Raw genomic sequence first — 10,742 nt, 5'->3', positions numbered from 1 at the left:
ACCCGCCGTGGGTGGGCCGCGTACTGGCCGGGGCCCTGCGCCGCGTGGAAACCTGGGCTGCCGGCCGCGCCGCCGGCCTCGTACTGGCCGAGGCCAGCTGGCAGGCGCTGGGAAGCGGCCGGCGCTTCGTGTACGACATCCAGGAAAACTTTGCGCTCAACATCCGCACTCAGCGCGTATACCCGCCGTGGGTGGGCCGCGTACTGGCCGGGGCCCTGCGCCGCGTGGAAACCTGGGCTGCCGGCCGCGCCGCCGGCCTCGTACTGGCCGAGGCCAGCTACGCCGACGAGCTGCCGTTCTTGGCGCAAGTACCGGCCCGCCGCGTAGCGGTTCTCGAAAACAAGTACCAGCCCGCCCCGGGCGAGGTGCTGCCCACCCGCGCCCGGCCGCTGCCGGGGCCCCAGGAGCCGCTGCGGCTGCTGTTTTCGGGCACCCTCTCGGCGCTGAACGGCGTGCGCGAGGCCGTGGCCCTGGCGGGGGCCTTGCACGCGGCCCGGCCCGGCGGGGCCCACCTCACCATGGTCGGCTTCTGCCAGCAACCGGCTTTGCTGCAAGAGCTTACGGCGCTGGCCGCTGCGCACCCCGCCTGGCTGGCGCTGGAAGGCGGGGCACGGCCGGTGCCCCACGCGGCCGTGGTGGCGGCCATCGGACGCAGCCACCTGGGCCTGCTGGCCTACCGCCCCCACCCCAGCTCGGAACGATGCCAGCCCACCAAATTGTTTGAGTACCTGGCCCACGGCCTGCCGCTGCTGGTGCCGCCCAACCCCCTGTGGGCAGCGGCAATACAAGCCCACGGCGCGGGCCTGGTCGTCGATTTTGCCGACCCCGCGGCGGCGGCGGCCACCGTGCTAAGGGCCCTGGCCGCCGGCCCCGCGTATTATCCGCAGGGGCCCCCGGCCAGCGCGCTGTGGGCCAGCGAGGCCAAAAAATTATGGGCCTTGCTGAATTTATCCTGAATAAGCTGCCAACTTTGCGGCCCTTTTGACGGAATGTTTCCGTACGTTTCCTTCTTCAATCCCACCCTTTCCCCCGCGTTGCATGGCTACTTTGCGTCATTCCGAAATTGCCGGCGTCGGCCACTACGTGCCCAGCCGGGTGGTGAAAAACGCCGAACTGGAGCCCCTGCTCAACACCTCGGACACCTGGATTCAGGAGCGCACCGGCATCCAGGAGCGGCGCTGGTTTGAGGAAGGCACCGACACCACGGCCAACATGGGGGCCCGCGCCGCCCGCCGGGCCCTGGATGCGGCCGGCCTCCAGCCCGACGACGTGCAACTCATCGTTTTCGCCACGCTCTCCCCCGATTACTTCTTCCCCGGCTCGGGCGTGCTGCTTCAGCGCGAGCTGGGCATGACCAACAACTGCCCCGCCCTCGACGTGCGCAATCAGTGCTCGGGCTTCATTTACGGCCTTTCGGTGGCCGACCAGTTCATTCGCACCGGCATGTACGATACGGTGCTGGTGGTGGGCTCGGAAATCCATTCTTCGGGCCTCGACAAAACGCCCAACGCCGCGGCGTGGCCGTCATTTTCGGCGACGGCGCCGGGGCCGTGGTGCTGCGGCCCAGCACCCGCGAAGGCCACGGCATTCTCAGTACGCACCTGTATTCGCAGGGCGAATTTGCCGAGGAGCTGATTGTGAAGGAGCCCACCTCGAACAAGGAGGACCGGGTGGGCCACGTGGTGGCCAACGCCGCCGACCTCTACCCCTACATGAACGGCCAGAACGTGTTCAAGCACGCCGTGGTGCGCTTCCCGCAGGTCATTAAGGAGGCCCTGGACACCAACGGCTACCAGCCCGCCGACATTGATATGCTCATCCCGCACCAGGCCAACTTGCGCATCACGCAGTACGTGCAGCAGAAAATGGGCCTGCCCGACGAGAAGGTGTTCAGCAACATCCAGCGCTACGGCAACACCACCGCCGCCAGCATCCCGCTGGCCCTGAGCGAGGCCGTGGAGCAGGGCAAAATCAAGCGCGGCGACCTTGTCTGCCTAGCCGCCTTCGGCTCGGGCTTCACCTGGGCCTCGGCGCTGATTAAATGGTAGGCTTTTTAATTAAAAATTATAAATGAAGAATTAAAAATTGATGTGGAAGAACCAGCGTCCTCCAAACCACAGGGTTCGCTAGCCGCGCTTTTAACGTCATTTTTAATTTATAATTTTTAATTCCCCGCATGACCATCACCGAAGAGAACTACCTCAAGGCCATCTGCAAGCTCTCGGAAGCGGAGCCGGCAACGGGCGTGAGCACCAACCGCATTGCGGGGGCCCTGGCCACGCGCCCGGCCTCGGTGACGGACATGCTGCGCCGCTTATCGGAGAAGGGCTTGCTGGATTATGAGAAGTACCGCGGCGTGCAGCTCACCGAGGAGGGCCGGCGGCTGGCGCTGCTCACCATCCGGCGGCATCGGCTATGGGAGGTGTTTCTGGTGCAGCAGCTGGGCTTCAACTGGGATGAGGTGCACGAGGTGGCCGAGGAGTTGGAGCACGTGCAGTCGCCGCTGCTGATGCGGCGGCTCGACGCTTTCTTGGGCCACCCCGCCCTTGACCCCCACGGCGACCCCATTCCGGCCGAGGACGGGGCCATGCGCCGCCCCGCCCACCGCCTGCTGGCCGACCTCGAAGCCGGCGAGCGCGGCACCCTCACGGCGGTCAAAAATACGTCGGGGCCCTTCCTGCAATACCTCGACAAGGTGGCCTCCAGCTGGGGGCCCTGGTGGAAGTGCTGGACAAAGTGGCCTTTGACCAATCGCTGGAGCTGCGCGTGAACCGGGAGCGCACCGCCTTGGTGTCGGCCGAAGTGAGCCGCAATTTGTTTGTAACCGCGTGAGCAACCTGTTTTCTGATACCATCGTGGCCTTGGCCACGCCGCCTGGCGTGGGGGCCCTGGCCATCGTGCGCGTGGCGGGGCCCGACGCGGTGAGCCTCGTGGCGGGCGTGTTTTCTAAGCGAAGCCTGGCCACCCAGCCCGGCAATACGCTCCACTACGGCACCATCCGCGACCCCGACGGCGGGGCCCTGATCGACGAAGTGGTGGTGGCCCTGTACCGGGCCCCGCGCTCGTTCACGCGCGAGGACGCGGTGGAAATCAGCACCCACGGCTCCGACTACGTGGTGCGCCAGCTGCTGGCGCTGCTGCTGCGCCGCGGGGCCCGGCTGGCCGAGGCCGGCGAGTTCACCAAGCGCGCCTTCCTGAACGGGGCCCTGGACCTGGCCCAGGCCGAGGCCGTGGCCGACCTCATCGCCGCCGACTCGGCCCTGAGCCACCAAGTAGCGCTCAACCAGCTGCGCGGCGGCTTCTCGCAGGAGCTGCGCACGCTGCGCGGTCGGCTCGTCACGTTCGCCTCGCTGCTGGAATTGGAGCTGGATTTTGGCGAGGAGGACGTGGAATTTGCCGACCGCACCGGCCTCCGGGCCCTGCTGGGCGAAGTGGCCGACCGGGTGGCGGCCCTACTGCGCTCGTTCGAGCTGGGCAACGTCATCAAAAACGGCATCACCGTCGTCATCGCCGGGCGGCCCAACGCGGGCAAGTCCACGCTGCTCAATGCGCTGCTGCGCGAAGAGCGGGCCATTGTGTCGGCCATTCCGGGCACCACGCGCGACTTTATTGAGGACGAGGTGAGCCTCGACGGCTTGCGCTTCCGCTTCGTGGACACGGCCGGCTTGCGCGACGACCCCGCCGACGAGGTGGAGGCCATCGGCGTGCAGCGCACCCGCCAGCGCGTCGGCCAGGCCGCCCTGCTCCTCTACCTCTTCGACCTCACGGAGCTGACGTCCGCCCAGGTGCAAGCCGAGATTGGGGCCCTCACGGCGGCCCACCCCGCCCTGCCCGTGCTGGCCGTGGGCAACAAGCTAGACTTGGCCAGCAATGCGCAGCTGGCTGGTTTTAATGGCTTTGTGGTGGACGGCAGCACCGCCGTGCAGCTAGCCGCCGCCCGGGGCCAGGGCCTGGAGAACCTGCAAGCCGCCTTGTTGGCCCGCGTGCGCGGCGCCGGCCTGGCGGGCCACGCCGGGGCCACCATCGTCACGAACGTGCGCCACGCCCGGGCCCTGGCCGTGGCCGCCGAGCACCTGGCCGCCGTGCAAGCGGGCCTCGACGCCGGCCAGGGCACGGAGCTGCTGGCCGCCGACCTGCGCCACGCGCTGGGGGCCCTGGGCGAAATCACCGGTGAAATTTCGTCCGACGATTTGCTAACCAGCATCTTCACGCAGTTTTGCATCGGCAAATAGGTTGGCCCTTGGGCACGCGGGGGCCCCGGCCAAAACCCTAGGGGCCCTATTGCGGTACTACTTCTTTACACAGTAGTTCCGGGCAGCGGGGCCGCCAAAATGCTGCGGGCTTGCCGCGCACGCCGTAGCTTCGCCCCCGTTACCCACCCCTTACTCCTTCCCCACCGCACATGGCAGAATCTGCTGAACTCATCCTCGACGGTAAATCCATTAGCTTGCCCGTTATCGAAGGCACCGAGCACGAAAAGGCCTTCGACATCGGCAAGCTGCGCGACCAGACTGGCTACGTTACCTACGACCCAGGCTACAAGAACACCGGCGCCACCAAAAGCGCCATCACATTTCTCGACGGCGAGGAAGGCATTCTGCGCTACCGGGGCTACCCCATCGAGCAGCTGGCCGAAAAAGCCAGCTTCCTGGAAGTTGCTTACCTGCTGATTAACGGCTCGTTGCCAACGCAGACCGAGTTTGATGCCTTTCGCTACGAGATTACCCAGCACTCGCTGGTGCACGAGGACATCCGCAAGATTCTCGACGGCTTCCCGTCGTCGGCCCACCCCATGGGCATCCTGGCGTCCATCGTGTGTTCGCTCACTGCGTTTTACCCCAAGAGCATCTCGCCCGAACTGAACAAGGACGAACTCAACCTCAACATCGTGCGCCTCATTGCCAAGCTGCCAACCATTGCCGCCTGGAGCTACAAGAATTCGGTGGGCCACCCCTACGTGTACCCCCGCAACGACCTCGACTACACCGCCAACTTCCTGTACATGATGTTCAGCTTCCCCACGGAGAAGTACGAAGTCAACCCAGTGGTGGTGAGTGCTTTGAACAAGCTACTCATTCTGCACGCCGACCACGAGCAGAACTGCTCGACCAGCACCGTGCGCCTCGTGGGCTCGGCCAACGCCAGCCTCTACGGCTCGGTTTCGGCGGGCATCAACGCGCTGTGGGGCCCCCTGCACGGCGGCGCCAACCAGGAAGTGATTGAGATGCTGGAAGCCATTGAGCAGGACGGCGGCGACACCAGCAAGTTCATCAACAAGGCCAAGGACAAGAACGACTCGTTCCGCCTGATGGGCTTCGGCCACCGGGTGTACAAGAACTTCGACCCACGCGCCAAAATCATCAAAGTGGCCGCCGATGAGGTGCTGCAAGCCCTGGGCATGCAGGACAGCCCACTGCTGAAAATTGCGCAGGAGCTGGAGCAAGCCGCCCTCACCGACCAGTACTTCGTGGAGCGCAAGCTGTACCCGAACGTGGACTTCTACTCGGGCATCATCTACAAGGCATTGGGCATCCCCACGGAAATGTTCACGGTGATGTTCGCCGTGGGCCGCCTCCCCGGCTGGATTGCCCAGTGGAAGGAGCTGCGCGAGAACAAGGAGCCTATCGGCCGCCCCCGCCAGATTTACGTGGGCGAGCTGGAGCGCGACTACACCGCCATCGGCGAGCGCGCCTAGCCCGCGCATTGTGCTTAAAAAAGCCATAGCCGACTTGCCCAAGGGCAAGCCGGCTATGGCTTTTTTAGGGCCCGGGGGCCCCAATCAGGCTATTTCGCGCTTGAGGGTGATGAGCAGGCTAGCAGTACTGCCACCCGACGTCAGGGCAACGGTCGACACCACCTCCCAGCCCTGCGTACCGAGCAGGTTCAGGTGTTCCGTCAGCTCCGGAGAATCAATGCCACTGAAGAAGCTTCGGTTGACTTCCAGCAGGCGGTATTCAAATTTTTTCATGGGTCAAAAACCGCGGTGTGCGGCGGCTGAGTGGCTGGTTGCAACGACTTCATCGCCGCCGGGGCCCCTGCATTACAGCCGGTGCGCTGTGAAGCTGCTGCGCAGGCCCTGGTAGGCCACCAGCTGGGCGGGGCGCAGCAGGCCGGCCAAGGCGGCTTCGTAGCGCTGCTGGGCGGCGGCCAGGGCCTGGTCGCGGGCGGCGGGGTCGGCCCCGCTCAGGCTAATGGCCAGGGCCTGGCGCTCGGCCAGCATCCGCAGGTGCAGGGCCCGGACGCGGATGTACTGGGCTTCGTCGAGGGGCACGCGGCCGGCCAGGGCCCGGGTCAGGCCATTGGCCCGCGCCACGGTGGCGGCTGAATACGCGGCCGGGTCGTCGGTACCGGCCGGGGCCGCAGCGGCAGGTTGGGCCCCGAGGCCGGCCACTAGGCAGAACGTCGCAAAAAATTTATACATGGTAGCGGAAGAAAAAGTGGTGGTGAAATTTCGGCTTGCATCCCTCGCCAACCGACAGGACCAGCGGCTTGGGTTCTCCAAACGTAATCCTATTTTTCATCCAGCCAAGCCAATTGATTTTCAGCCCATTTCTCACCCAACTGTTTTATAAATTATATATAAACAACTGATTAATAGACTAATATTTTCAAATCGCAAATACATCGTTCACACCAGCACTTTTTAGCGACTACTTATGTCGACAAACGTTTCTTCATGGAGTACCAAAGTATTTTAGCTTCCCTAAAGCCTTGCTTTAAGTAAAAACCCTGAATAGCTGACATGCTGCGGTGCCGCCTGGCACCGCATGAGTCGCATCGGTAATGCCCGGGGCCCCAGCGGCGGCATCCTTGTGGCGGGGCATTTGCCAGGCCCAAACGCAGCTCAGGGGCCCGGGCACGCGCTGCACGGGCAGAGGAAACCGTACCCAAACCGGAAGGAAAATCGGGCTAGAGGATGCGCAGCTCGATGCGGCGGTTGAGGCGGCGGCTGGCGTCGGTGTCGTTGGGGCCCAGGGCACGGGCGGCGCCGTAGCCTTTGGCCCGCAGGCGGGCGGCTTGCACGCCGTGGGCCGTGAGGTAGGCCACCACGGCCTGCGCCCGGCGCTCGGAAAGCTGGAGGTTGGCCGCGTCGGTGCCCACGTTGTCGGTGTGGCCCGACACCTCAATTTGCACGTCCTGGTACTGGCGCATGAACTCGATGAGGCGGTTGAGCTCGGTGCGCGAGCGGGGCTCCAGCTCGAATTTATTGGTGTCGAAAAACAGGTTGTTCAGCACCACGCTGCGGCCGGCACGCACGGGGTCGAGGTAAATATCGAGCGTAAACGGGTCGAACTGCTGCTTGCCGGCGTAGTCGAAGCTCAGGCTTTTGAGCAGGTACTTGTCGGCGGCGGCGTACATGGCGTAGCGGTGGCCCTCGTTGAGCACGGCGGTGTACTCGCCGGTTTCGGGGTCGGAAGTCACGAACTGCGTGAGGGCGTCGGTGTCCACGTCGTAGATTTTCACGTCAGCCCGCATGGGCTTCTTGGTGGTGGCGTCGAACACCCGGCCCTGGGCGTAGGTGCTGGTTTCGCGGGCTTTGGCCTCGGCGGGCACGTCGAAGCCAAAGAGCTGCACCCCCCGCTCGGGCGGCGGGCCCCCAGCCCCCTTGGGCTTCTCATCCGATAGCTGGGTGCGCGAGTAGAAGCCGCGCTGGTTATCCGACGACACAAAGAGCGAGGCCTCGTCTTCGAACGTGTTGATGGGATAGCCCAAGTTTTGGGGGGGGGGCCCAGGCACCGGTGGCGGGGTCTTTTTCGCTGCGAAAAATATCCAGCCCGCCCATGCCCACCAAGCCGTCGGTGACGAAATAGAGCGTGGTGCCGCTGGCGTGAATGAACGGAGCCATGTCCATGCCGGGCGTGTTGACGGTGGGCCCCAGGTTTTGGGCCGGGGCCCAGGTACCATCGGCTTGCAGCGTCGATACGTAGATGTCCTCTTTCCCTTGGCCGCCGCGGCGGGTAGACGTGAAGTACAGCGTGCGGCCGTCGGCGGAGAGCGAGGGCTGCGAATCCCACTCCGGCGAGTTGACGGCCGTGCCCAGGTTCAGGGGGGGGCTCCAGGCGTTGCCCGTGCGGCGCGAAATGTACAAGTCACAGTTACCGATGCTTTTGGGCCGGTCGCAGGAGGCGAAAACCAGGGTTTTGCCATCGCCCGAAATGGCCCCGGCCCCCTCGTTGTAGCTGGAGTTGATGGACGGCGAAATGCCGGTGGGGGCCCCAAAGGTGCCATCGGCCGCCCGGCGGCTCACAAACAAGTCTTCGCCGCTGTTTGCCTTCGGCCAGCCGGTGAACAACAAGAAGCGGTTGTCGGCGGTGAGCGTCGGGAAATACTGCATCTTGAAACCGTTCAGGGGCGGCGGCAGCGGCGCGGGGCTCACCCCCACGGGGTTCTTCAGGGCGGCTTCGGCAAACTCGCAGGTGCGCACGCCGCGCTCGGCCACCGCCCGGCTGCGGGCCACTTTGGTGCCCAGCTTCAGCAGCTGGCGGTAGGCCACGCCGGCGGTGGCGTAGTCGCCGTATTGCAGGGCCAAGTCACCGAGCAGCAGGTACTGGGAGGTACGGGCGGCGTCGGGCGGCACCTTGGCCAGGCCCTCGCGGTAGGCGGCCAGGGCCCCGCGGGTATCGCCCGACGCCTTCAGCAGCGAGCCTTTCATGAGCCAGCCCTCGCCGAGCGACGGAAACTTTTGGGTGAGGATATCCAGCGTTTCCAGCGCCTTGGTAAAGTCGCGGTCCTTGGCCTGGGCCTGGGCCTTGTCGTAGAGGCCGCGGGCCTTGTTATTGGCAATAACCGGGGGCGCAATACCCTGAGCCTGTGCCGCTAGGGCCCCGCCCAGGGCCACCGCCAAAACCAGCGCGCCGCGCAACGCGCAGCGGCGGGCTTTGCCCCAAAAAGTACCCAATCCTCGCATAGTCCGCAAACTACGGAATGTCGAGGTATTTATGCGTTTGCAACGATACTTGCCAGCGCGGGTGGGCCTTCACGTAGTCGATGAGGGCGGGCGTCATGCGGGCGGCGCGGCTCCATTCGGGCTGGAGGTAGAGGCGTGTGGTGGCGGGCACCAGGGCGGCGTGCTCCTCGGCCCAGGCAAAGTCGCTGTCGTTGAAAACAATGATTTTCAGCTCGTCGGCCTGGGCCAGTACGTCGGGCCGCGGGGCCTTAAACTTCTTGGGCGATACGCAGATCCAGTCCCAGCGGCCGCTGAGCGGATGGGCCCCCGAGGTTTCAATCCAGGTTTGGAAGCCCGCCGCTTGCAAGGCCCCGGTGAGGGGTGCGCAGTCGTGCATCAGCGGCTCGCCGCCGGTGATGACCACGTTGCGGCCGGGGTATGCGGCGGCGGCGGCCACCAGTGCGGCCACAGCCTGGCGCGGGTGCGCGTTGGCGTCCCACGATTCCTTCACGTCGCACCACACGCAGCCCACATCGCACCCGCCCAGGCGGATGAAGTAGGCCGCCCGGCCAGTATTAAAACCTTCGCCCTGAATGGTATAAAACTGCTCCATTACCGGCAGCAGGGCCCCGGCGGTGGGCTGGCAAACGATGGGCAAAGCGACGAGCAAATCAGTAACGGCAGGCATAAGCGAATAAAAAAACGGGCGCGACTTACGTCAACGCCCGGGGCGCAACCGGGGGTTCCGGCCACTCAAATTTACGGCAAGTAGCTTGGACTTTGTAGTCCGAGTGCGAGCACAGCGAGCAGGCGGGACCAGACGGTCTTCAGCGCAAGATGCTCGCTGTGCTCGCGCTCGGACTACAAAGTCCAAGCTACTGATTACGCCTTCGGGTACACGGCGCCGGTGGCGGCGCGCAACGTGTTCAGCAGCAGCATGGCGATGGTCATGGGGCCCACGCCGCCGGGCACGGGCGTGATGCGGGCGGCCAGCGGGGCCACTTCGGCAAAGTTTACGTCGCCCTTCAGCGTGAAGCCGCTCTTCTTGCTGGCGTCCGGCACGCGGGTTGTGCCCACGTCAATCACCACCGCGCCGGGCTTCACCATGTCGGCCGTCACGAACTCGGGCCGGCCAATGGCGGCCACAACAATATCAGCCTGCCGCACGATTTCAGCCAGGTTCTTGGTGCGCGAGTGGCATAAAGTAACGGTACAGTTTGCCGTCTCTAAGTTCTTAGCCAGCAATATACTAACTGGCGTACCCACAATGTTGCTACGGCCGATGACTACGCAGTGTTGGCCGCTGGTTTTGATGCCCTGGCGGGCCATCAGCTCCACGATGCCGGAGGGCGTGGCAGGCAGCAGCGCGGGCAGGCCGGCCACCATGCGGCCCAGGTTCATGGGGTGGAAGCCGTCGACGTCCTTCTCGGGGCGGATAGCTTCGATGACCTTTTCGGCGTCGATGTGCTTGGGCAGCGGCAGCTGCACAATAAAGCCGTCGATGGCCGGGTCGTCGTTCAGGGCCCCCACCTGGGCCAGCAGGTCGGCCTCGGTGATGTCGTCATCGAAGCGCAGCAGCGTGCTGTCGTAGCCCACCCGCTCGCAGGCCAGCACCTTGTTGCGCACGTAGGTTTCAGAGCCGCCGTCGTGGCCCACGAGGATGGCGGCCAGGTGCGGCGGGCGCTGGCCGGTGGCAGTGAGCTTCACCACCGCGGCAGCAATTTCAACTTTGATGTCCTCGGCGGTTTGCTTGCCGTCGATGAGGTGGGGGGCAGTGTTCATAGACTCAAAAGGTAAAACGGAGTGGCACTCCGTTGCCGGCTTAACTTATTTGGACAAAATAACGGAGTGCCAC

Annotated in this window: 10 protein-coding genes and 1 pseudogene; 5 read left to right on the top strand and 6 right to left on the bottom strand. The window is 64.8% G+C overall.

Annotated elements, in window-relative coordinates; genetic code table 11:
• The 5 genes and pseudogenes from BEN49_RS28170 to BEN49_RS16745 form a co-directional block, all read left to right on the top strand.
• Positions 1-956: glycosyltransferase family protein (locus BEN49_RS28170; protein ID WP_158022977.1), on the top strand; the 956-nt coding region annotated here is incomplete at its 5' end.
• A gap of 82 nt (positions 957-1,038) precedes the next feature.
• Positions 1,039-2,048 (top strand): annotated as a pseudogene (locus BEN49_RS16760) (3-oxoacyl-ACP synthase III family protein).
• Between the two features lie 128 nt (positions 2,049-2,176).
• The gene (locus BEN49_RS16755; RefSeq protein WP_317040469.1) at positions 2,177-2,770 is read left to right on the top strand and encodes a metal-dependent transcriptional regulator; all 594 of its coding nucleotides are present in this window, start codon (positions 2,177-2,179) and stop codon (positions 2,768-2,770) included.
• Between the two features lie 58 nt (positions 2,771-2,828).
• Positions 2,829-4,232 carry a tRNA uridine-5-carboxymethylaminomethyl(34) synthesis GTPase MnmE gene (mnmE, locus tag BEN49_RS16750; protein WP_070745393.1) on the top strand — a complete coding sequence of 468 codons (1,404 nt, stop codon included), beginning with the start codon at positions 2,829-2,831 and terminating at the stop codon, positions 4,230-4,232.
• A 170-nt stretch (positions 4,233-4,402) separates the two neighbouring features.
• Positions 4,403-5,695 (top strand): citrate synthase, encoded by a 1,293-nt coding sequence (locus BEN49_RS16745; protein WP_070745390.1) that lies wholly within the window; start codon positions 4,403-4,405, stop codon positions 5,693-5,695.
• A gap of 84 nt (positions 5,696-5,779) precedes the next feature.
• Here the strand turns inward: BEN49_RS16745 and BEN49_RS16740 are convergent, their stop codons facing one another.
• The 6 genes from BEN49_RS16740 to BEN49_RS16720 form a co-directional block, all read right to left on the bottom strand.
• Positions 5,780-5,968 (bottom strand): DUF4177 domain-containing protein, encoded by a 189-nt coding sequence (locus BEN49_RS16740; RefSeq protein ID WP_070745388.1) that lies wholly within the window; start codon positions 5,966-5,968, stop codon positions 5,780-5,782.
• Positions 5,969-6,040: 72 nt separating this feature from the next.
• Positions 6,041-6,421, bottom strand: a complete 381-nt coding sequence (locus BEN49_RS16735) for a hypothetical protein (RefSeq protein WP_070745385.1) — start codon at positions 6,419-6,421, stop codon at positions 6,041-6,043.
• Positions 6,422-6,909: 488 nt separating this feature from the next.
• Positions 6,910-7,713 (bottom strand): OmpA family protein, encoded by an 804-nt coding sequence (locus BEN49_RS29705; RefSeq protein ID WP_239691982.1) that lies wholly within the window; start codon positions 7,711-7,713, stop codon positions 6,910-6,912.
• The gene (locus BEN49_RS29700; protein ID WP_239691981.1) at positions 7,655-8,908 is read right to left on the bottom strand and encodes a tetratricopeptide repeat protein; all 1,254 of its coding nucleotides are present in this window, start codon (positions 8,906-8,908) and stop codon (positions 7,655-7,657) included. Before BEN49_RS29700 ends, BEN49_RS29705 begins: the two co-directional genes overlap by 59 nt.
• 10 nt (positions 8,909-8,918) lie before the next feature.
• A complete protein-coding gene (locus tag BEN49_RS16725) occupies positions 8,919-9,575 on the bottom strand; it encodes a 7-carboxy-7-deazaguanine synthase QueE (RefSeq protein WP_070745382.1) in 657 nt (218 codons plus the stop codon).
• Between the two features lie 194 nt (positions 9,576-9,769).
• Positions 9,770-10,669, bottom strand: a complete 900-nt coding sequence (locus BEN49_RS16720; RefSeq protein WP_070745379.1) for a bifunctional 5,10-methylenetetrahydrofolate dehydrogenase/5,10-methenyltetrahydrofolate cyclohydrolase — start codon at positions 10,667-10,669, stop codon at positions 9,770-9,772.
• Positions 10,670-10,742: the final 73 nt, after the last annotated feature.

The organism is Hymenobacter coccineus (assembly GCF_001816125.1).
In the GTDB taxonomy this organism is placed as follows: Bacteria; Bacteroidota; Bacteroidia; order Cytophagales; family Hymenobacteraceae; genus Hymenobacter; species Hymenobacter coccineus.
The sequence above is the reverse complement of the archived record's forward strand: the minus strand, read 5'-3'. Positions and strand labels throughout refer to the sequence as shown.

Excerpts from the sequence above, each read along its gene's own strand:
- BEN49_RS16740 (WP_070745388.1), bottom strand. The coding sequence starts at position 5,968 with ATGAAAAAATTTGAATACCGCCTGCTGGAAGTCAACCGAAGCTTCTTC.
- BEN49_RS16725 (WP_070745382.1), bottom strand. The coding sequence starts at position 9,575 with ATGCCTGCCGTTACTGATTTGCTCGTCGCTTTGCCCATCGTTTGCCAG.
- BEN49_RS16745 (WP_070745390.1), top strand. The coding sequence starts at position 4,403 with ATGGCAGAATCTGCTGAACTCATCCTCGACGGTAAATCCATTAGCTTG.
- BEN49_RS16755 (WP_317040469.1), top strand. The coding sequence starts at position 2,177 with ATGACCATCACCGAAGAGAACTACCTCAAGGCCATCTGCAAGCTCTCG.
- BEN49_RS16735 (WP_070745385.1), bottom strand. The coding sequence starts at position 6,421 with ATGTATAAATTTTTTGCGACGTTCTGCCTAGTGGCCGGCCTCGGGGCC.
- BEN49_RS29700 (WP_239691981.1), bottom strand. The coding sequence starts at position 8,908 with ATGCGAGGATTGGGTACTTTTTGGGGCAAAGCCCGCCGCTGCGCGTTG.
- BEN49_RS16720 (WP_070745379.1), bottom strand. The coding sequence starts at position 10,669 with ATGAACACTGCCCCCCACCTCATCGACGGCAAGCAAACCGCCGAGGAC.